Below are 20,345 nucleotides of genomic sequence, written 5' to 3' on the forward strand. Positions count from 1 at the left end.
GGGTGTTTCACCGGCTAGAGGTTGAGCGCGCCGCCCGACAGCGGAACGATCCCCACCATGTCGCCCGCCGCCGCCGCCGGAGCGTGGGCCGGGCGGACGATCAGGCAATCGGCCTGGGCGTAGAGCGAGGTGATGGCGCTGTCCTGCCGGGAAAAGGGCGTGGCGACCAGCGCGCCGTCGGCGTCGGTGGACAGGGCGGCGCGCAGATAATCCTCGCGCCGGTCGTTGGCCTTCAACGGCGTGGCGAGGCGGGCGCGCTGCGGCCCCGGCGTCTCGTCGGGCGGCAGCCCTTGCAGAACCCGCAGAATGGGCCGCAGGAACAGCACGGCGGTCACGCCGGTGGAGACCGGGTTGCCGGGCAGGCCCAGCAGCGGCACGGATCCGGCCCGCCCGAACATCAGCGCCTTGCCGGGCCGCATGGCGATGGCGTGGACGTCCAGCGCCACGCCCTTGTCGGTCAGCACGTCGCGCACAAGGTCGTAATCGCCCTGCGCCGCGCCGCCGGTCGTCACCAGCAGATCGCAGCCGGCCGCCCCGGCGGCCATGGCGGCGACGCTGTCGGCGGTGTCGCGGGCGATGCCCAGATTGTGGGCGATTCCGCCCTGCGTGGCGACCAGGGCGCAGAGGCCCAGCGCGTTGGTGCTGACGATCTGGCTTGGCCCCAGCGGATCGCCGGGCAGGGCGATTTCGTCGCCGGTCGCCAGCACGGCGACGCGCGGACGCCGCCGCACGCTGAGCCAGGGCGCGTTCGCCCCGGCGGCGAGCGCGACGTCGCGCGCGGTCAACCGCCGCCCGGCGGGCAGCAACTCCTGTGCTTCGGCGAAATCGAATCCAGCCGGGCGGATGTGGCGCCCAATGGCGACGGCGCGGCCAACCCGGACGGTGGTTTCGTCGGCCTCGCAATCCTCCTGCATCACCACGGCGTCAGCCCCGCCGGGCAGCGGCGCGCCGGTGAAGATGCGCACCGCCTCGCCCGCGCGGACAATGCCGGAAAAGGCGTGACCGGCGGCGGATTCGCCGATGCGGCGCAAGGGCACGGGGCGGTTGGGATCGGCCTTGGCGACGTCGGCGGCGCGCACCGCCCAGCCATCCATCGCGGCGGCGTCGAAGGGCGGTTGGGTCAGCCGGGCGAGCACGGGTTCGGCCAGCACGCGGCCCAGCGCGTCGGGCAAGGCGACGGTTTCCGCCGGAAGGGCGGAAAAGGCGGACAGGATGCGGGCGCGCGCCTCAGCGACCGACAGCATCGCGACCGAGGGAATCATCGTGGGCGCCCCAGACGCCGCTCTTGCCGCCCGCCTTGTGCAGCAGACGGACGTCGGTGATCGTCATGCCGCGATCCACCGCCTTGCACATGTCATAGACGGTCAGGGCGGCGATGGTGACGGCGGTCAACGCCTCCATCTCCACGCCGGTCTGTCCCTTCAGCTTGCACGTCGCGGTGACGTCCACGGCGTCGCGGTCGGGGTCGCAACGCAGATCGACCTTGACGGAGGTCAGCGCCAGCGGGTGGCACAGCGGGATCAGGTCCGGCGTGCGCTTGGCCCCCATGATGCCCGCCAGCCGGGCGACCGACAGGACGTCGCCCTTCTTGACGCCGCCGTCCAGTATCAGCCGCAGCGTCTCCGGCCGCATCCGCACGACAGCGGCGGCGGTCGCCGTCCGTTCGGTGTCCGCCTTGTCGGAGACGTCGACCATCACGGCCCGCCCCTCGGCGTCAAAATGGGTAAAACCGCTCACAGTGGGCGCTCCATGAACAGGCTTTCGGGGAGGTCGGGGTAATTGGCGTAGGGGCCGCGCGTGACGAAACCGGCCTTGCGGTAGAGCGCCACGGCTTCGGGCTGGTGGATTCCGGTTTCCAGAAGAAGCGCGCTCAACCCCTCGACGCGGGCCTGTTCGGTCAGCCGGTCGAGCAAAGATTCGCCGATCCGCCCGCCGCGCGCCTGCGGCGACACGAACATGCGCTTGACCTCGCCATAGCCCGACGGATCGACGCGCAGGGCGGCGCAGCCGACCGCCGCCCCGTCCCGGCGGGCCAGGAAAAAGCGCACGTCGTCCGCCGCCAGCGCCTCAAGGTCGAGCAGATGACAGGCGTCGTCGGCGTAACGTTCCTTGAGATAGGCGTCCAACGCCGCGACCAGGGCCGCCGCCTCCGGCTGTCGGGGGCTTTCCCGTTCGATGACGAGAGCGGGGAGGGCGGCAGGGAGGGCGGCGGCGCGGTCCGGCATCGGCTTACTCCTGGGCCAGCAGGGCGCGGGTCGCGGCGGCGACGTCGGCCTGCCGCATCAGCGATTCGCCGACCAGGAAGCAGCGCGCGCCGACCGCCGCCATCCGCGCCAGATCCGCCGGGCTGTAAAGGCCGCTTTCGGCCACCAGCATCCGGTCGGCGGGAACATGGGCGGCCAGTTCCTCCGTCGTCGCGATGTCCACCGCCAGCGTCTTCAGATTCCGGTTGTTGACGCCCAACAGCGGGGTTTTCAACGCCAGCGCCCGGTCCAGCTCCGCGCGGTTGTGAACCTCGACCAGCACATCCAGCCCTTGGCCGATGGCGGCGTCTTCAATCTCGGCGGCCTGCGCGTCGGACAGGGAGGCCATGATGATGAGGATGGCGTCGGCCCCCAGCGCGCGGGCCTCGACGATCTGATAGGGATCGACCATGAAATCCTTGCGCAGCACCGGCAGATCGACGGCGGCGCGGGCGGCGACGAGATACGCGTCCTTGCCCTGGAAGTAAGGTTCGTCGGTCAGCACCGACAGGCAGGTCGCCCCGCCGTCGCGGTAGGCTTGCGCCAGCGCGGGCGGATCGAAGTCGGCGCGGATCAAGCCCTTGGACGGGCTGGCCTTCTTGATTTCGGCGATCAGGCCGTAACGCCCGCTCGCCACCGTCCGCCGCAGGGCGTTGATGAAGCCGCGCGTCGGGTCGGCGGCGCGCGCCGCCTCTTCCACCTGCGCCAGCGGGCGGGCGGCCTTGCGGGCGGCGACCAGGGCGCGCTTGTCCGCGTTGATGCGGTCGAGAACGTCGCTCATGCCGAAACAGCCTCGTTGGTGATGGCGATCAGGCGGCGCAGCCGGTCGCGCGCGCCGCCGCTGTCGATGGCCTCGGCGGCCAGCGCCACGCCGTCCTTGAGCGTCGCCGCCTTGCCCGCCACCAGCAGGGAGGCGGCGGCGTTCAACAGAACGATGTCGCGGTAGGGGCTGCGCACGCCGTCGAACAGCGCGTGGATCGCCGCCGCGTTGGTCTGGGCGTCGCCGCCGCGCAGATCGTCCAGGTTGGCGCGGGGAAGCCCGGCGTCCTCCGGCGCGACCTCGAACACGGTGACGATTCCGTCCTTCAATTGGGCGACCGTGCTGGGGCCGGTGGTGGTGATCTCGTCCAACCCGTCGGAGCCATGGACGACCCAAGCGGCGTCCGACCCCAGACGCTTGAGCACCTGGGCCAGCGGCTCCACCCATTGCTTGGCGAAGACGCCCAGCAACTGGCGTTTGGCGGTCGCCGGATTGGACAGCGGACCCATCAGGTTGAAGATGGTGCGGGTGCCAAGCTCGACCCGCGTCGGCCCGACGTTGCGCATCGCCAGATGGTGGCGCGGGGCCATCAGAAAGGCGATCCCCGCCTCCCACAGCGCCTTGCGGACCAGCGACAGGTCGCAATCCAGATTGACGCCCAGCGCGCTCAGCACGTCCGCCGCGCCGGATTTGGAGGAGATGGCGCGGTTGCCGTGCTTGGCCACTGGAATCCCGCAGGCGGACACCACGATGGCGGCGGCGGTGGAGATGTTGTAGGTGCTGGCCCCGTCGCCGCCGGTGCCGCAGGTGTCGATGGCGCCGGGCGGCGCGTCCACCGCGATGGCCTTGCCGCGCATGACGCGGGCGGCGCCGGTGATCTCGTCCACCGTTTCGCCGCGCACGCGCAGCGCCATCAGAAAACCGCCCATCTGCGACGGCGTGGCGTTGCCCGACATGATGATGTCGAAGGCCAGCCCCGCCTGCTCCTCGGTCAGCGTCGCGCCCGACGCGACGCGGGCCAGAATGGATTTCATGTCGGCGATGTCGCCGCCGTGGCCGGGCGCGCTCATGCCGCGTTCTCCAGACGGGGGCGGGTCAGATCCAGGAAGTTGCCGAGGATTCTGTGACCGTGTTCGCTCTCGATGCTTTCCGGGTGGAATTGCACGCCATGGATCGGCAAGTCGCGGTGGGCCAGCGCCATGATGAGTCCGTCCGCCGTCTCCCCCGTCACCTCCAGGCAGTCGGGCAGGCTCGACCGCTCGACGATCAACGAGTGATACCGGGTGGCGCGGAACGGGCTGGGCAGACCGGCCAGAACGCCGCGCCCCTCATGGATGATGTTGTCCACCTTGCCGTGCATCGGCGTCGGCGCGCGGATCACCCGCCCGCCAAAGGCCTGCCCGATGGATTGATGGCCCAGACACACGCCCATCAGCGGAACGCGCGCCTTGGCCGCCGCGTCGATCAAGGGCAGGCAGATGCCGGCCTGATCGGGGTCGCAGGGGCCGGGCGACAGCACGATGCCGGACGGGCGCAGGGCCAGCGCCTCGTCCACGCTCAGCGCGTCGTTGCGGCGAACCTGCACGTCGGCGCCCAACTCGCCCAGATAATGGACGAGGTTGTAGGTAAAGCTGTCGTAATTGTCGATGAGCAGCAGCATGCGCGTCGCCTTATGCCTTCGCCGTTCCGGCCCCGTTCCAACCTTGCGCCACCCTAACGGCTGAACAAACGGATTTCCAGCCTTGGCGGGCGCTGTGACAGGGCAATCTCGGCTGAAGGCTCGAAATTTCTTCATTGGGAAATTCGTCATCCCCGCGCAGGCGGGGATCCAGAGTTCGCAGAGCGAATCTGACGGGAAAGCCTGGATCCCCGCCTTCGCGGGGATGACGGATAATCCGATATGATCCGTGTTGAAAAATGCCTCTTCAATCAGCGGCAGTCGGTTTGCAGCGGCGCTTTCGGTTCTTCCACCCGTTCGCCGCGCGCGTCCAACTCCAGGGTCACGGTGCAGCGGCGCACGCTGCGCGGCAGATCGACGGCCAGAGTCGCCTGGGTGTTCCGGTAGCGGCAGAGCAGGAAGACGTTCTCGCGGCGCGGCCCGGAAAACTCCCAGACATGAATCAGCGCGCGGCCCCGCCGCACCTCGCGATCCGGGGCGAGGGTGGCGGGCGCGGCGGCGGCCATCTGGGTCGCCCGGTCGCCTTCGGTCAGGGTGATTCCGCTCAGGACATGGCTGTCCTTGCCGGGGTAGGGCGACCAGCCCGTCGGCGCGTCGGGCTGCGACTGGACCAGCAGGCTGGGCGGGCAGTGGATTTCCGTGGCCGCCGTCGCGCTCTGGCTGGCAAGGGCGAGGAGCAGCGCGGCGGTGACAAAAAGCAGGCGCATTCCGATGGACTCCGGTGAGCGTGGGTTTCCGGCGAATGGGCGATTGCGGCGAAGCCGACCGGGCGCCACTCTGCCGCGACATTTCGACCAGCGATGGACACCGCCCTCATGGCCCGCAAGGCGCCGCACAAAACTGCGAAGACCGGAAAAACTGCCAAGACCGGATGGTCGTTGTCCACCGCCAATCCAGTCCTGTTGGCGTTGGCCGCCGTCGCGGTGGTGTTTTCCATCGGCCTTGGCGTGTCCTGGCTGATGGGCCAGCCGGAGCCAAAGCCGGTTCCAACCGCCAAGCCGACGACCGCCGCCGTGGGTTCGCCGGTCGCGCCATCCGTCAAGCCGCCGGTTCCGGCCCCGGTCGCCGCCGCGCCGCCCGAGGATCGGCCATACCCCACCACCGAACCGGAACCCGGCATGGCGACGGAGGCGATGGAGGAACCGGGCAAGGGCGCCGTCGCCCTGTTGCCGCCGCCGATGCCGCCCGGCGTCGTCGCGCCGCTGCCGCCGGTGCAGCCCCCGGCGGGCAACGCCGCGCTGTGGCGCCGCAACGCGCTGCCGACCAAGGCGACGCCGCCGGGCAAGCCGGTGATCGCCGTGGTCATCGACGACATGGGGCTGGACCGCAAACGCTCGACCAAAATGGCGGGCTTGCCGGGGCCGCTCACCCTGTCCTGGCTGCCCTACGCCCGCGATCTGTCCGGCCAGACCCACGCCGCCCGCGCCAACGGGCATGAGCTGATGCTCCACATGCCGATGGAGCCGAGCGTGGACGCCGACCCCGGCCCCGACGCGCTGCTGGTCCGGCTCGACAAGGGCGAAATCATGCGGCGTTTCCGCGCCGCCCTGGACAGCTTCGACGGTTATGTCGGGGTCAACAACCACATGGGCAGCCGCTTCACCGCCGACCGGACGGCGCTGGCCCCGGTGCTGGCCGAGTTGCAGCGGCGCGGCCTGCTGTGGCTGGACAGCAAGACGACGCCGCACAGCGCTGGGATTGGCATTGCGGAGGAGCTGAAGATGCCCTTCGCCGGGCGCGACGTCTTCCTCGACAATTTTCCGGCGGTCGGCGCGATTCGGGCGCAATTGTCCAAGCTGGAGCAGGTCGCCAAAAAGCAAGGCTACGCCATCGCCATCGGTCATCCCCATGATGCGACATTTGAGGCGCTGGCGTCTTGGCTGCCGGACGTGCAAAAGCGTGGCTTCATTCTGGTTCCGGTCAGCGCCGTGGTTCGCGCCCATCACGCGGGCGGATGACGGCGGTCGTTCGGAGCCTCAACAGGAGAGCAGGGCATGGCGGATTCATACAAGGTGGATGGGATGACCTGCGGCGGCTGCGCCCGTTCGGTGTCGAACGCCATCGTCAAGGCGGCCCCGAACGCCGCCGTCACCGTCGATCTGGCGGCGGGCCGGGTGATGGTGGATGGCGACGTTCCGGCGGACACGGTCCGTCAGGCGGTCGAGGCGGCGGGCTTCGATTTCGGCGGCGCGGCCTGAGCGTCGGCGTCGGTCGTCCGCAAGCCGACGCTGCGCCGCAACAAAACCATTTTATTTTTACGGATATAAGGTCATCCTCGACGGGTCCGGTTCACGCCGCGCCCGTTCAGGAGTCCTTCGCCATGCCGCTCTATTCCTACCGTTGCGACGCTTGCCAACAATCGTTTGAAACTCTGGTCCGGGGATCGGACACGCCGGTTTGCCCGTTCTGCGGCTCGGGCGCCTTGACCCGGCAGATGTCGGGCACGGTCGCGGCGGGCAAATCCGCGTCGCTGGTCCAGGGCGCCCGCCAGATGGCGGCGCGCGAGGGGCATTTCAGCAATTACAGCCGCTCCGAACGGCCAAAGCGCTGAAAAAGCGGGATGGGCGTGCTACCCTTTCCCGGTTCACATGGTCTGGGAAGGGGCATCGCATGATGGCGGGGAAGGGCGCGCGCCGCGTCCTGTGCGGCGTGTTGGTCGCGTTGGCGAGCGGTTTCGCCGGTTCGGCGCTGGCCGCCGATCCGCCGGGGCTGGCCCAACGGGTTCTGGCCCAGCCGGTGGAGCCGCGCCCGAAGGATTGCGCGAACGCCGACATGATCGGCCTGAAGATCTGCGCCGCCGCCGAATTTCGCGCCGCCGACAAGGCGCTCAACGCCGCCTATCAGGCGGCGCGCAAGGAGGCGCCGGACGACAAGGCGCGCGCGCTGCTTCTGGACGCGCAACGGGCGTGGCTGAAATACCGTGACGCGATGTGCGAGTGGGAAGGCGACGGCAATTACCGGGGCGGCAGCATGAGCGGGCTGGTCATCCTGAACTGTCTGACCCGCGTCACCACCGATCAGGCCAAGGCGCTGGACGAGGCGATCAAGCCCTGATGGAAGAGCGGGCTGGCGAAGGCGTTTCGCCAGCCCATCTCCCGGATCAGCCGCGCCAATAGCCCCAGACGGAGGCGGGCGGCAGGTTCATCGGGGTGAAGCCCAGACGCTTGCCTTGCAGACCCAGCGCCGCGCGGTTCAGCGGCGAATGCGGCATGAAGGTGTAGAGCAGGAAACGGCCGCCCGGTTGCAGGATGCTGAAGGTGGCCTCGATCACCTCGCGTTGGAAATCCAGCGGGAAGGTTATCATCGGAATGCCGATGACCACGGCGCCGACCTTGCCGGTCTGTTCGGCCCCCAGCAGCGCCGCCGCTTTGCGGCAATCCTCTTTATAGACCGTGATGTCGGGGTAGCGTTCGCCCAGATACCCGGCGAGTTCGCCGTCGATCTCAAAGCTGACCAGCTTGTCGGCGGGCACGCCCGCTTCCAGAATGGCGCGGGTGACGGCGCCGGTGCCGCCGCCGAACTCGACGACCAGTTGGTCGGGGGTGCGGACGATGTTTTTGCCGATGACCCGGCGCAGCGACGCCGAAGACGGGGCGATCGACCCCATCGCCCAGGGGTCGGCCAGCCAGCGCTTGAAGAACAGCCAGGCGGCGGCGGGGGAATCCCCGGCGGGGCGGGCGGAGGAAGACGAGACGGTCAAGGCGGGTGCTCCGTTCCGGCGGTTGGGTCGCGGGGGCGCGGTCCGCCCCCGCCCAATCGCGGATAACCGGCGGCGCGCCCTTACCCAGTAGCTGCCAGAAGTTGATGACCTGCGTATGACAGCCCGCTCGCCACCAGGGCGAAAAACACCAACGCCGCCACGGTCAGGCCCAAACCAACGCCAATCGCCGCGCCATCGCGCTCGATCAGCCCCAGCGCGATCAACACCAGCGCGAAGCCGGGCAGCCAGCCGGTCAACGGAAGCGGGACGATGCAGGTGAGAGTCAGGATGAACAGCAGCAGCCCGAACCAGCGTTCCCGGTCGATGGAGGCCAACCGATGGTGACGGGGTTTCAGCATCTTCTCGATGCCGATCAGGCGCGGCATGGCGACGTCGAGCGTCTTGGCGGCCATCGAACGGCTGACCGAGCGGCGCAGCAGCCAATCGGGCAGACGCGCGCCGCGCGTCCCAAAGGCGAGCTGCGCGGTGTAGAGCAGGATCGGCAGGTCGAACAGGCAGGACACGCCCAGCGGCACCGGGGCGATGGTGGGCAGGGCCACGGCCAACAGGATGGTGCCGAGCGAACGGTCGCCCAAGGCCTGGATCAGATCGCCCAGCGACACGCGGTTGGGTGGAAGATTGGCGCGAAAATGGGCCAGAACGTCGGAGGTCCGTTCCTCCTCCGCGTTCTCGGGAACCGTCAGATTGGTTGATGCGTCGGGCGCGGGGCGGGTCACGCGCCGACCTCCGCCGCCGCCGTTTCGTAAGCCTCCAGCGCGTCCAGCCATGTTTCCTCGGCGCTGGCGAGCTTCTTGTCGACGGTTCCCAGCTCGATTTGCAGCTTGGTCAGCTTGTCCGCCGGGCCGGTGTAGAGCGCCGGATCGGCCATCTTGGCTTCGATCTTGCGCTTTTCCTCGGTCAGCTTGTTGACCAGAGTCTCGGCGTCGGTCGCCTTGCGCTTCAGCGGAGCCAGCGCGGCGCGCGATTCGGCGGCGGCGCGGCGCTGGTCCTTCTTGTTGGGGCCGACGTCGCGGTCGCCCTGGCTGGCGGCCTTCGCCACCGCCCGTTCGGCCTTGGCGCGGTCGAGCAGGAAGCGCCGGTAATCCTCCAAATCGCCGTCATAGGGCTGAACCGTGCCGTTGGCGACCAGCAGCAGCCGGTCGGCGGTCAGTTCGATCAAATGGGGGTCGTGGCTGATGAGGATGACCGCGCCGGGGAAATCATTGATCGCCTCGATCAACGCCTCGCGGCTGTCGATGTCCAGATGGTTGGTCGGTTCGTCCAGCATCAGGATGTGCGGGACTTCGCGGCTCATCAGGGCCAGCAGCAGGCGCGCCTTTTCACCGCCCGACAGGTCGGCGATCTTGGTTTCCGCCTTGCTCTGCTGGAAGCCGAAACGGCCGAGATGGGCGCGAACCTTTTCCTCCAACGCCAGCGGCATGATGCGCTGGGTCTGTTGGATCGGGGTCAACGACAAATCCAGCTCTTCGGATTGATGCTGAGCGAAATAACCGATGCGCAGCTTCGACGGGCGGCGCATTTCCCCGGCCATCGGCTGCAAGCGCCCGGCCAGCAGCTTGACCAGAGTCGATTTGCCGTTGCCGTTGGCGCCGAGCAGGGCGATGCGGTCCTCCATGTCGATGCGCAGATCGACCCGGCGCAGGATCGCCTTGTCGCCATAGCCGATGGTCACGCCTTCCAGCGCGATCAAGGGCGGGGCCAACTCGTCGGGCGCCGGGAAGTTGAAGACGACCTCGGCGTCGTCCTCCATCAGCGTGATGGTTTCCATCTTTTCCAGCAGCTTCAGGCGGCTTTGCGCCTGACGGGCCTTGCTGGCCTTGAAACGGAACCGATCGACATAGGCCATCATGTGCTTGCGCCGGGCGTCCTGCTTGGTCGCCATCGACTGCAAGCGTTCCTGGTTGGCCCGGCGCTGGCGCAGGAAGGAATCGTAATTGCCGCTGTAGGTGACGAGCTTTCCATTGTCGATGTGGATCGTCGTCGTCGGCACCGCGTTCAACAACTCGCGGTCATGGCTGACCAGCAGGATCGTGTGCGGGTAGTTTTTCAGATAGCCTTCCAGCCAGATCGTCGCTTCCAAATCCAGATGGTTGGTCGGCTCGTCCAGCAGCAGCAGGTCGGGGCGGGAGAACAGCACGCCCGCCAGCGCCACGCGCATCCGCCAGCCGCCGGAGAAATCCGAACAGGGACGTTGCTGCGCCTCGGCGTCGAATCCCAGACCGGACAGCACCTGCGCGGCGCGGGCCGGGGCGGAATGCGCCTCGATGTCGGCCAGCCGGTTGTGAACCTCGCCGATGCGCATCGGGTCGGTCGCCGTCTCGGCCTCCGCCAACAGGGCGGTGCGCTCCTTGTCGGCGGCCAGCACGGCGTCGATCAGGGTGATCGGCCCGGCGGGCGCCTCCTGCGCCACCATGCCCATCCGCATGCCGCTGGGCAGCGTCACCGCGCCGTCGTCGGTCTGGAGCTGACCGGAAATCAGCTTCAACAGAGTGGATTTGCCGGTGCCGTTGCGCCCAACCAGCGCCACCCGGTGCCCTTTGGAGACAACCGCCGTGGCGTGATCGAACAACACGCGCCCGCCGAAGCGAAAGGTCAGATCATTGATGTGCAGCATGACGCCGGTGGATGTAGCACGCGGCCCCGGTGAAGAGAAGCGGCGCAACCGCATGGCGGTTTCTTGACATTGTCGCCGCCGGGCGATTCGCCGCGCGGAACAGGGTTGCCGCGCCGCGCCGTCGCCTCTATAAAGCCGCGCAATCGGCGCCCCGGACAACGGCGGCGCCCAAATCTTTTTCATCCAAGCTCTGCATCCGTAGGAGTCCACCGCCATGGCCGTTGAACGCACCCTCTCGATCATCAAGCCCGACGCCACCCGCCGCAACCTGACCGGCAAGATCAATGCCAAGTTTGAAGACGGCGGTCTGCGCATCGTCGCCCAGAAGCGCGTTCAGCTCTCGCAGGCCCAGGCCGAGACCTTCTACGGCGTCCATCGCGAGCGTGGCTTCTTCAACGATCTGGTCTCCTTCATGATCTCCGGCCCGGTGGTCGTGCAGGTTCTGGAAGGCGAGAACGCCATCGCCCGCAACCGCGAGATCATGGGCGCCACCAACCCGGCCAACGCCGCCGAGGGCACCATCCGCAAGGAATTCGCCGAGTCCATCGAAGCGAACTCGGTCCATGGTTCGGACGCTGCGGACACCGCCGCTCAGGAAATCGCCTATTTCTTCGCGGGTTCCGAGATCGTCGGCTGATAAAAACGACGTGGGCCTCGGCCCGGCGTTTCGCGGAAGGCCGCTCCCGACAGGGGGCGGCCTTTTGCGTTGGCGGACGGCGTTGGTGGACAGGATCGGCAAAGTCGCGTATTCGGAAATTCCCTTATCCGCCATCCCTGGTGGAGTTTTCAGGAGTCGCGACGCGATGGACAGCAAAACCTCGAAACCCATCATCGCGGCGCTTCTGGAGCCGTTGCCCGCCCTCACCCAGGGCCAGAATGACTTGGCCGACGAAAGCGTCGTCCGTCTGCTGGTGCGCGGCTTCATCGACCTCAGCCTCGCCGCCTTCCAAGAGGTGCTGCGCAAGGAATTGTCGGAGGATGACGCCATCGACGGCATCAACCGGCAGGCCACGGCGCTGAATTCCGTGTTCTTCGGAACCAGCGGCATCAGCAACGTCGTCACCCACCCGTGGAACAGCCCGGAGCAGCTTGGCGCCTTTTTGAAGGACACGGTCGCGCTGGATTTTCCCGAGGATGATTGCGTCCGCGCCATGCTGATTCATCTGGCGACCCAGCTCATGCACGCCCTGCGCCTGCCCGACGAGGACCGGAACGAGGAGGTCGAGGCGCTGACGCTGGACGCCGCCGATCTTCTGTTGGGCCGGGCACCAGAGGACGACGACGAAATCGACATTGATATCAGCATGTAAGATAACATTTATCAACTTGACGCGAGCGCCGCACATCTTTTTCGCGTCAAGTTGATTGGGATTTTCCGATGGTTGAAAGATTTAATCACCATCACGAAACTTCGCGTTAACGGCTTATCTCTTAAGACAGAGGACGTTTGGCGGATGAACGCCGCCAAACCCCCTCTTTGCTCGACGGAGGTTCCGTGGACGTTGCCGACGATTCAGGTTCCACGCGCAATCGGATTGGCGCTTCGTCCGGGCTGTCGTCGGCGCTTCCCCCGCTTCTCGCCGGGATGGTGGGGGTTGGGGCCATCGCCGGGCTGGCGGCGTCGGGCGAGGCGAACGGCCTTGCCATCGGCGCGCTGACGGCGATGACCGCGCTGGCGGGGTGGGGGCTGCGTCAATCCCGCGTCGCCGCCGCGATTTTGCGTCGCAACAACGACGCTCTGCTGAGCGCGACGCAGGATCTGCGCGACAGCCGCCGCCGCGCCCGCGATTTCACCGAGGCGTCCACCGATTGGTTTTGGGAAACCGACGCCAACCATCGCTATGTCTTCGTTTCGGATCGGCTGGGCGAGATTCTGGGCGCCGATCCGGTCGCGCTGTTTGGCGACACCCTGCTGGATCTTGAGCCTCTGGTCGAAGACGCCCACACCTGGATGGAATACCGCGCCGACATCGTCGCCGGTCGCCCCTTTCAAGAGTTGGAAATTACCGTCGCCGACGCCGACGGGCGCGCGCTGATCCTGCGGCTCAACGCCACGGCGGTGCGCGATCCGCAAGGGCGGTTTCTCGGCTATCGCGGCTGCGGCATGGACTGCACGGCGGAAACGCTGGCGCTGGTCGAGGCGCGCTTCATGCAGACGGTGGTCCATGACGCGCTCGACAGCATTTCCGAAGGCTTCGTGCTGTTCAACGCCGATGGGCAATTGTTGATCTGCAACGAGCGTTACCGGCAGGCCTACCCCAACATCGCCGATTTGCTGACGCCGGGCGTCCGCTTCGCCGACATTCTCCGCGCGGCGGCGGAGCGCGGCGGCTATGAGGGGGAGGGCGACGTCGGCGCCTGGGTGGAGCAGCGCTTGAAGCGCCATTTGCGCCATTCCGCTCCGGTGGACGGCCTGCTGTCCGATGGCCGCTGGTATCGCATCAGCGAGCACGCGACCGGGGCCGGCGGCGTGGTCAAGCTGTTGATGGACATCACCGAACTGAAGAAGCGCGAAGAGGAGTTGGCGGGGCAGACCAACCGTCTGGAAGTCACCGTGTCGGCCCTGCGCGAGAGCGAGCGGCGTTACCGCCAACTGGTCGAGCTGGCCCCTTACGGCATCGTCATCTGGGATCGGACGGCCATCCGCTTCGCCAACACCGCCGCCGCCTCGATCCTGGGCGTCGGCGCCGAAGGGTTGGAGGGCGCGCCGCTGGCCCGTTTCCTGGACAATGGCCCGGCGCTGGAGGCGCGACTCGCCGCCGCCGCCGAGGGCGCCGGTCTGCGGGTGGAGTGCGAAGCCGTCCGGCCATCGGGCGAAAACCGCTTTCTGGAGGTCCGGGCCTCGCCCGCCGTCTACCATCGCAAACCGGCGGTGCTGTTGGTGCTGAACGACGTCACCGACCACCGCCGGGTCGAAGGCGAGTTGCAGCGCGCCCAGAAGATGGAGGCGGTCGGCCGCATGGCGGGCGGCATCGCGCACGAGTTCAACAACATGCTGACCGCCATCGGCGGATTCGCCCGTCTGGCCGAACGCAACCCCGGCGACGCGCCGCGCGTGCTGACCTGCGTGCAGGAGATCGCCAAGGCGTCGGAGCGGGCGGCGACCCTGACCAGCCAATTGTTGGATTTCTCGCACCGCCGGGTGTCGGAGGAGCGGGAAATCGTCGCCATCGCCCCGCTGGTCCGCGATCTGCGCGTGTTTCTGAAACCGCTCATCAGCGCCGGGATCGAGGTGGTCATCGACCTGACGGACGAACCCGCCCACACGCTCATCAACCCGGTCACGCTCAATCAGGCTTTGCTGAATCTGGCGCTGAACGCGCGCGACGCCATGCCGAACGGCGGCGTCTTGCGCATCAGCTTGACGGTGGAAACGCCCGACCGCGCCTTTTTCGCCCGCCATGGCGGGCTGGCGCACGGGCGTTACGCGGTGGCGCGCGTCGCCGACCAGGGAACCGGCGTGCCCGACGCCATCCGTGATCGGATTTGGGAACCCTTCTTCACCACCAAGGAGCCGGGGAAAGGCACCGGCCTTGGCCTGTGGATGGTCTATGGCGCGGCCCAGCAGGCGGGCGGCGTGGTGGAGTTGGAAAGCCCGCCGGGGCAGGGCGCCTGCTTCGCCGTCTATCTGCCCATCGTCGCCCCGCCCGCCGTCGCCAGCGGTTCCGAAACCCTCCGGATCGCCGACGGCGACAGCGCGTCCATCCTGCTGGTGGACGACGAGGCGTCGGTCCGCGCCTATCTGCGGCTGGCCCTGGAAGAGGCGGGCTGCGTGGTGACGGAGGCCGCCGACGGGGTGGAGGCCTTGGAGCGCTACGACGAGGCGGGCGGCCTGTTCGACGCCGTGGTGTCGGACGTGTCGATGCCGCGCATGAACGGCCCCGATCTGGCCCGCGCCCTGGAAGAGCGCAACCCCGGCCAGCGCATTCTTTTCCTGACCGGCTACGCCTCGAAAGAAACCGCCGCCGGGCTGACCGCGCAGGCCGGGCGGCGGATCGTCATGAAGCCGGTGCCGCCGGAACGGCTGCTCCAGGCCTTGAGCGATCTTCTGGCCGATTGACCGGCGCCATTTTGTTTGATGTGAGGAGCGGGCGCCCATGGCGTCGGACACCAACGCACCCCTGGACGATCTTGACCTGGACGGTTCCGCCGAAACGGTGGAATGCCGCGAACCGGCGGATTTCTACGCCCCGGCGGCGCGCGACAGCGTTGGGCGATTCTGTCGGCGTTTCTTGGATGAAAACGCGCTGACGGCGACGGAGCTGCTGCACAACAACCGCCATCAAAACGCGCTGTCGAACACCGCCACCTTCGTCGCCATTCTGGCGCAGGCCGAACGGGCGTTGGACCGCAAAGGCGCGCTCACCCCGCTGGTCAACGAACTGGCGCGGCTGACGCGCGAACGGGCCAAGGACAACCCGCCGCCCGATCTGTCTCCGGGCAGCTACGCGGCGACGGCGGCGACGCTGCTGACCAAGGGCGGCTTTCTTGGCCGCTTCCTGCTCGACGCGGCCTTGGCCCAGCATGTGATCGCCGAGCGCGGCTTCGCCGACAAGGCCAAGGCCTTGCTGACCTTGGCCGAAGCGACGGAGGACGGCGAGGCGCTGGCTCCCATCGAACGGCTGCTGGGGGAGATTTTCGCCAGCGACGCCGGAACCGCGTCCTGCGCCCAGGACGCGGCGTTTCCCGTCCTGATCGACTTCATCGTCACGCTGGTGGCCGCAGACCGCCCGATGCCGGACACAGCCCCGCCGATCTTCCGCCGCCTGGACGCGCTGACGCGGCGCAGCGCCATGCCGGGCCTGCGCGAGGCGCTGACGGCGGCCTTCCGGCGGGAGATGAACAAGCCGTCCTTTTTCACCATCGCCAGCGCCGGGGACATGCACGGCGTCGACGCCGTTCAACGCGAGATTTTGGCGCTCAGCGACCTGTCCGCTCGGCTGCGGCTGCCCGAGGGCGACGCCAACGGCGCTTATCACGGCGGCGCCAAGACGGAAAAAGCGCTGCAACGGCGCACCGCCATCCTGGTGAACGAGGACACCGTCCCGGAAATCACCAAGGGCCGCAATCTGGCGCAAAAGCTGCGCATCCTGTTCATCCTGCAAAAGATGCCGCTGTCGCCCAGCGCCGCGCGGGCGGTGAACGACTATCTGAAAAGCTTCTTCGACAGCCGCGATTTCCCCGGCCGCATCCTGGATTGCTGGAAGGAGCGGGGGGAGAAGCTGAAGGGGCTGGCCGAGGTGCAGGGCATGGTCCTGACCAGCGCCTTTTCCGCCGAGGACCGCGAGTTCATCGCCGGGCAGGTGGACGACATTCAAAACGCCTATCTGCGCACCCAGCGCGTTCTGACTCCGCTGATCCAGACCAAGGAGGATCCGCCCCCCGACGCGGTTCTGGAGATCGTCCGGCTGGCGGGCGAGGGGGCCTTTTGCAAGGGAAAGAGCCGGATGGCGGTCGCCCGCGCCCTGTACCGGCAAACCCACCGGGCGCGCTTCGTCCGTGGTTTTCTGTTGAACGCGTCCAGCTCCAAGGAGCGGTTGGCGCGGGCGGACTGGCTGCGCAAATCGCTGGCGGTCGTCGGCGTACCCTTCCTCGATCTGGCCAGCCAGCGGGTGCTGGCGGTCGATGACGAGGAGGGGCCGCGCAACTTCGTCACCTCCGTCCTGCGCGATCTCGGCGTCGGCCACATTGACACGGCGTGCGACGGGCAGGAGGCGTTGGACCGTCTGACCGGGCCGGGCGGCGGCGATTACAGCCTCATCATCTGCGATTGGATGATGCCCAAACGGAGCGGCCTGGACGTTCTGAAACGCGTCCGTGCCGTCCGCGCCGACGTGCCGTTTCTGATGGTGACGGCGCTGGCGACGCTGGAGGCGGTGAAACACGCGCTGGCCCATCATGTCAGCGGCTACATCGCCAAGCCCTTCACCCCCGACCAGTTGGAGGAAAAGATCTTCCTGGTTCTGGCGCAGAGCGGCATGGTGGAGTAAGGGAAGTCGTCGCGTCTGGCGGCGGTCAAACGAGTTGGGCTTTGCGAATGAGCGTCGATCCGGATTGCCTGGGCATGTGCGCGATGGACGGCGACGTCTGCACGGGTTGCGGACGAACGCTGGACCAGATCAACGCCGCGCTGGGCGGCGATGACGAGGATGCGGACGGCCAAGATGATGGCCAGACACCTGGCGGGCGCTGATGCAGGGCAATCGCTTGAACGACTGGATATGGGAGAAAGCCCTTCTCCCCTTGCGGGGCGGGAACGCCGAACGCCAAAGGCGTTCATAGTTCCCGCAGGTTGGGATGAGGGGTACGGCCCGGCCCAACGGGGCCGGGAGGGTTCCTTTTCCCCCTCACTCCAACCCCTCTCCCGCGAGGCTACGGCATTCACACATCTTCGGTTTAGGCAACTCATTGGAAGAAAAAGAACTTTTCTCCGTCATTCCCGCGAAGGCGGGAATCCAGACTTACCTATAGGGTTCGTCTGGCAAACTCTGGATCCCCGCCTGCGCGGGGATGACGGAAAATCCGTTTTATTTTAATTGGTTGCAGCAAGAAAAAGATGTGTGAATGCTGTAGCTCCCGCGAGGGGAGAGGGGCTTATTCAGCTTTTCGTGGCTCAAGCGGTTGCCCTGGGCGCTGATGGCGTCGCTTGTTGCGAAGCTTTGAAACAGTCATTGATGGTGGGAACGCGGATGCGAACCAACAGGATGAACCGCGCGTGCCTCGCCGCCGCGCTGGCCGGGCTTTTCGCGGCTCCGGCGGTCGAGGCCGCCACCCGCGCCCGTCCGCCGGTCGCCGAACTGTCGGCGGACCTGAACGGCGACGGAATCCCCGACCGCGTGGTCATGTCCGGCGAAGACGACGAGGTTGATGTCGCCGTCTATCTGAGCGAGGGCGGTCGCCTGCCGGACAAGCCGACGCTGTACAAACAGGCCGTCGGCTGGAAGGGCGCGATGGCGGGAACCGAACCCAGCATGTCGGCCACGCCGCGCGGGTCGCTGATTCTGGTGTTCCAGAATGATTCCGTCGGGCGGGACCGCTGGCGCCAGCAACTGACCATCGCCGTCCGCAACGGCGCTTTGGTGGTCGCGGGCTACACCTACACGGCGCGCGACACGCTCGACCCCAAGAACGGCTTCACCTGCGACGTCAATCTGCTGTCGGGCAAGGGCCAACGCAACGGCAAGCCCTTCGCCGTGCCGACCACGCCGCTGCCGCTGGCCGACTGGAACGACACGACGATTCCCCCGGAATGCGCGTTCTGAAGAGGCGGACGCCGAACCCGTGGACGCCGATGGGGGCCATCCCCTCGGCGTCCGTCAACGCTCAGCGCCGCAAGTCGCGGTCGAGATTCATGTCGGCGTTCGGCCCCTGCAAGCGGGCGCGGTAGACCAGAACCGCCTCCATCACCCGCTGCACATAGTTGCGCGTTTCAGAGATCGGAATCAGCTCGATCCAATCGACCGGGTCGATGTTGCCGCTGCGCGGGTCGCCATAGGCCTGGATCCATTGCCGCACCCGGCCCGGCCCGGCGTTGTACCCGGCGATGGCCAGAATGTAAGAGCCGTTGAAACGGTCGATCAACTCGCTGAGATAGGCCGACCCCAGCGTCATGTTGTAAGCCGGATCGGCGGTCAAGCGGGGCGTCGTGTGCTTCAGCCCCAGCTTTCCCGCCACCAACTGCGCCGTGCTGGGCATCAACTGCATCAAACCGCGCGCCCCCGCCGACGAGACGATTCGCGTGTTGAAGGTGCTTTCCTGGCGGATGATCCCATGAATCAGCGCCGGTTCCGGGGCGCTGGGCCGCTCGTTGAGGACCGGATAACCAGCCTCGACCAGATACACCTCGTTCTGCGCGGCGTCCTTGGCGGCGGCGACCGCCAAATCAAGCCGCCCGACCTCGCTCGCCAACCGGGCGGCCAGCGCGTAATCGGCGGGCGTCTTGGATTCCAGGCTGACACGCCGCAGGAAGGACGCCAGCCGGTCGTCGTCGCGGCCCAGAATGTCGGCCAGCATCCGGGCGACCCGCACCAACTCCCGCCGCTCGAAGGCGGTCGCGTCGGCGTTGGACACCGACGGCGGGGCGGGTAGGGTGACGGTTCCGTTGGCCAGATGGCGGGCCGACAATTGCCCGTAAAAGGTGGCGCCGTAGGGCGCGGCCTTGGCGTACCACTCGTTGGCCTGGGTGGTCTGGCCCAGCGCTTCCGCCGCCCGTCCGCACCAATAGGCCCCGCGCGCCTTGCTGATCGGCGCGGTGACGGAGCGGTAGAGCTTGTGGAAATGACCAAAGGCGTCCGACGGCTGGTCCAGAAAGCGCAGGGCCACGAATCCGGCGAGGAATTCGGCCTCGGCCAGACCCGTCCCGCTTTTTTGCCCGTGGGCCTTGACCAACTGATAGGCCAGATTGAAATCACCGCGTTCGATGGCGCGGCGGGCCAGCAATTGGCGCTCGCTCCACCAGGCTTGCGGTCGGCCCATGTCGGTTGGGGCTTGGGCGATGATCGCCAGCGCCGTCGCGTCGTCGCCCTTGCGGCGGCTGTAGCGGGCGCGGTCGAACAGCAGGCCGGGATCGTTGGCGAGGTTGGGGGCCACCCGCGCCACCGCCGCGTCGGCCCCGCTGACGTCGCCGTCCAGCGCGACTCGCGCCTCAATCAACGTGTCGTAAGCGTCGTCGAACAGCGGCAACATCCGGCGGGCCGCCGCCCCCTGCCGCTCCCACAGCAGCCGGTCGATGCGCGTCTTGTGATCCTGCGGGCGCAAATACGAGCGGTAGCGGGCGAGGAAGGCGTCCTCCTCCTCGGCGGTGAAGGTCGCGTCGGTCCAGCGCGCGCGGATGAGCGGCGTGGCGCGCTCCGCGTCGCCGGTGCCGATCAGGGTGTCGGCGTAGAGCAGGAAGCCGTCGTTGGACAGCGGCGGGTATTGCCGGAACCACTCCAGAACCATCGCGGGGTCGCTGTTGATCGGCAGCGCCTTTTCCGCCTGACGGCGCAACTGCGCCAGATTGGGCCAGGACGGGTTGTCGCGGACGAAGGCGGCGATCTCGGCGAAGCCGGCCCCGCTCGTCGGTTCGCTCAAGGCCAGCCAGCGGATGACCTTGGCGGGCAGCCGTTCGGCGGCTTGGGCGGCGAGCCGCTGCGCCTCGTCGAGCCGCTCATTGTCGGCGGCCTTGAAGGCCTGCCGGTAGAGCGCCGCGTCGGTCGCGCTGAGCGCGGCGGCGTTGGCGGGAAGGCTGAGCGGAAGGCAGAGCAGGGCGGCGGCCAGAGCAATCCGGGCGCTCTTGCCCACAGCGGCGGGGAGGTCTAATGTGCGCAACTCTTTTTTTCCAGCAGTCC

Annotated in this window: 21 protein-coding genes; 10 read left to right on the forward strand and 11 right to left on the reverse strand. The window is 67.7% G+C overall.

Annotated features, from left to right (window positions below; all coding sequences use genetic code 11):
* Nucleotides 1-14: 14 nt before the first annotated feature.
* The 7 genes from ACODS4_RS05600 to ACODS4_RS05630 all read right to left on the reverse strand — a co-directional run bounded on the left by ACODS4_RS05600 (nt 15) and on the right by ACODS4_RS05630 (nt 5,388).
* A complete protein-coding gene (locus ACODS4_RS05600; protein WP_488861652.1) occupies nt 15-1,244 on the reverse strand; it encodes a molybdopterin molybdotransferase MoeA in 1,230 nt (409 codons plus the stop codon).
* Nucleotides 1,228-1,737, reverse strand: coding sequence for a cyclic pyranopterin monophosphate synthase MoaC (gene moaC, locus ACODS4_RS05605; protein ID WP_488861507.1), 510 nt, complete (start codon nt 1,735-1,737; stop codon nt 1,228-1,230). The genes ACODS4_RS05600 and moaC overlap by 17 nt, the downstream gene beginning before the upstream one ends.
* Entirely contained in the window at nt 1,734-2,225 is a 492-nt protein-coding gene (locus ACODS4_RS05610; protein ID WP_488861509.1) for a GNAT family N-acetyltransferase, read from the reverse strand. Before ACODS4_RS05610 ends, moaC begins: the two co-directional genes overlap by 4 nt.
* A gap of 4 nt (nt 2,226-2,229) precedes the next feature.
* Nucleotides 2,230-3,024 carry an indole-3-glycerol phosphate synthase TrpC gene (gene trpC, locus ACODS4_RS05615; RefSeq protein WP_298379811.1) on the reverse strand — a complete coding sequence of 265 codons (795 nt, stop codon included), beginning with the start codon at nt 3,022-3,024 and terminating at the stop codon, nt 2,230-2,232.
* Nucleotides 3,021-4,073 carry an anthranilate phosphoribosyltransferase gene (trpD, locus tag ACODS4_RS05620; RefSeq protein WP_488861511.1) on the reverse strand — a complete coding sequence of 351 codons (1,053 nt, stop codon included), beginning with the start codon at nt 4,071-4,073 and terminating at the stop codon, nt 3,021-3,023. The genes trpC and trpD overlap by 4 nt, the downstream gene beginning before the upstream one ends.
* The gene (locus ACODS4_RS05625) at nt 4,070-4,663 is read right to left on the reverse strand and encodes an anthranilate synthase component II (protein WP_488861514.1); all 594 of its coding nucleotides are present in this window, start codon (nt 4,661-4,663) and stop codon (nt 4,070-4,072) included. Before ACODS4_RS05625 ends, trpD begins: the two co-directional genes overlap by 4 nt.
* Before the next feature lie 269 nt (nt 4,664-4,932).
* Nucleotides 4,933-5,388: an STY0301 family protein gene (locus tag ACODS4_RS05630; protein WP_488861516.1), complete on the reverse strand. Its 456-nt coding sequence runs from the start codon at nt 5,386-5,388 to the stop codon at nt 4,933-4,935.
* A gap of 93 nt (nt 5,389-5,481) precedes the next feature.
* Here ACODS4_RS05630 and ACODS4_RS05635 point away from each other — a divergent pair, with 93 nt between their 5' ends.
* The 4 genes from ACODS4_RS05635 (at nt 5,482) to ACODS4_RS05650 (ending at nt 7,735) form a co-directional block, all read left to right on the forward strand.
* Nucleotides 5,482-6,639, forward strand: a complete 1,158-nt coding sequence (locus tag ACODS4_RS05635; protein ID WP_488861518.1) for a divergent polysaccharide deacetylase family protein — start codon at nt 5,482-5,484, stop codon at nt 6,637-6,639.
* A 36-nt stretch (nt 6,640-6,675) separates the two neighbouring features.
* Nucleotides 6,676-6,879: a heavy-metal-associated domain-containing protein gene (locus ACODS4_RS05640; RefSeq protein WP_488861520.1), complete on the forward strand. Its 204-nt coding sequence runs from the start codon at nt 6,676-6,678 to the stop codon at nt 6,877-6,879.
* Nucleotides 6,880-7,001: 122 nt separating this feature from the next.
* A complete protein-coding gene (locus ACODS4_RS05645; protein WP_488861522.1) occupies nt 7,002-7,232 on the forward strand; it encodes an FmdB family zinc ribbon protein in 231 nt (76 codons plus the stop codon).
* Between the two features lie 59 nt (nt 7,233-7,291).
* Nucleotides 7,292-7,735 carry a lysozyme inhibitor LprI family protein gene (locus ACODS4_RS05650; protein ID WP_488861524.1) on the forward strand — a complete coding sequence of 148 codons (444 nt, stop codon included), beginning with the start codon at nt 7,292-7,294 and terminating at the stop codon, nt 7,733-7,735.
* A gap of 46 nt (nt 7,736-7,781) precedes the next feature.
* On the opposite strand, the gene ACODS4_RS05655 is transcribed toward ACODS4_RS05650, so the two are convergent.
* The 3 genes from ACODS4_RS05655 to abc-f all read right to left on the reverse strand — a co-directional run bounded on the left by ACODS4_RS05655 (nt 7,782) and on the right by abc-f (nt 11,016).
* The gene (locus ACODS4_RS05655) at nt 7,782-8,381 is read right to left on the reverse strand and encodes a class I SAM-dependent methyltransferase (protein WP_488861526.1); all 600 of its coding nucleotides are present in this window, start codon (nt 8,379-8,381) and stop codon (nt 7,782-7,784) included.
* An 80-nt stretch (nt 8,382-8,461) separates the two neighbouring features.
* The gene (locus tag ACODS4_RS05660; RefSeq protein ID WP_488861528.1) at nt 8,462-9,118 is read right to left on the reverse strand and encodes an exopolysaccharide biosynthesis protein; all 657 of its coding nucleotides are present in this window, start codon (nt 9,116-9,118) and stop codon (nt 8,462-8,464) included.
* Complete coding sequence (gene abc-f / locus ACODS4_RS05665) at nt 9,115-11,016, reverse strand: ribosomal protection-like ABC-F family protein (protein ID WP_488861654.1); 1,902 nt, start codon at nt 11,014-11,016, stop codon at nt 9,115-9,117. The genes ACODS4_RS05660 and abc-f overlap by 4 nt, the downstream gene beginning before the upstream one ends.
* Nucleotides 11,017-11,230: 214 nt before the next feature.
* Between abc-f and ndk the strand changes: the two genes are divergently transcribed.
* The 6 genes from ndk to ACODS4_RS05695 all read left to right on the forward strand — a co-directional run bounded on the left by ndk (nt 11,231) and on the right by ACODS4_RS05695 (nt 18,278).
* On the forward strand, nt 11,231-11,653 hold the full coding sequence (ndk, locus tag ACODS4_RS05670; protein WP_488861530.1) for a nucleoside-diphosphate kinase: 423 nt from the start codon (nt 11,231-11,233) through the stop codon (nt 11,651-11,653).
* A gap of 166 nt (nt 11,654-11,819) precedes the next feature.
* On the forward strand, nt 11,820-12,326 hold the full coding sequence (locus ACODS4_RS05675) for a hypothetical protein (protein WP_488861532.1): 507 nt from the start codon (nt 11,820-11,822) through the stop codon (nt 12,324-12,326).
* 185 nt (nt 12,327-12,511) lie between these two features.
* On the forward strand, nt 12,512-15,076 hold the full coding sequence (locus tag ACODS4_RS05680) for a hybrid sensor histidine kinase/response regulator (protein ID WP_488861534.1): 2,565 nt from the start codon (nt 12,512-12,514) through the stop codon (nt 15,074-15,076).
* A gap of 37 nt (nt 15,077-15,113) precedes the next feature.
* On the forward strand, nt 15,114-17,006 hold the full coding sequence (locus ACODS4_RS05685; RefSeq protein ID WP_488861536.1) for a response regulator: 1,893 nt from the start codon (nt 15,114-15,116) through the stop codon (nt 17,004-17,006).
* 47 nt (nt 17,007-17,053) lie between these two features.
* Nucleotides 17,054-17,209, forward strand: coding sequence for a DUF1289 domain-containing protein (locus ACODS4_RS05690; RefSeq protein ID WP_488861538.1), 156 nt, complete (start codon nt 17,054-17,056; stop codon nt 17,207-17,209).
* Between the two features lie 511 nt (nt 17,210-17,720).
* Complete coding sequence (locus ACODS4_RS05695) at nt 17,721-18,278, forward strand: hypothetical protein (protein ID WP_488861540.1); 558 nt, start codon at nt 17,721-17,723, stop codon at nt 18,276-18,278.
* 61 nt (nt 18,279-18,339) lie between these two features.
* Here ACODS4_RS05695 and ACODS4_RS05700 read toward each other — a convergent pair whose 3' ends face one another.
* Nucleotides 18,340-20,325, reverse strand: coding sequence for a lytic transglycosylase domain-containing protein (locus ACODS4_RS05700; RefSeq protein ID WP_488861542.1), 1,986 nt, complete (start codon nt 20,323-20,325; stop codon nt 18,340-18,342).
* Nucleotides 20,326-20,345 lie beyond the last annotated feature (20 nt).

It is taken from the genome of Azospirillum sp. FG154, assembly GCF_057809575.1.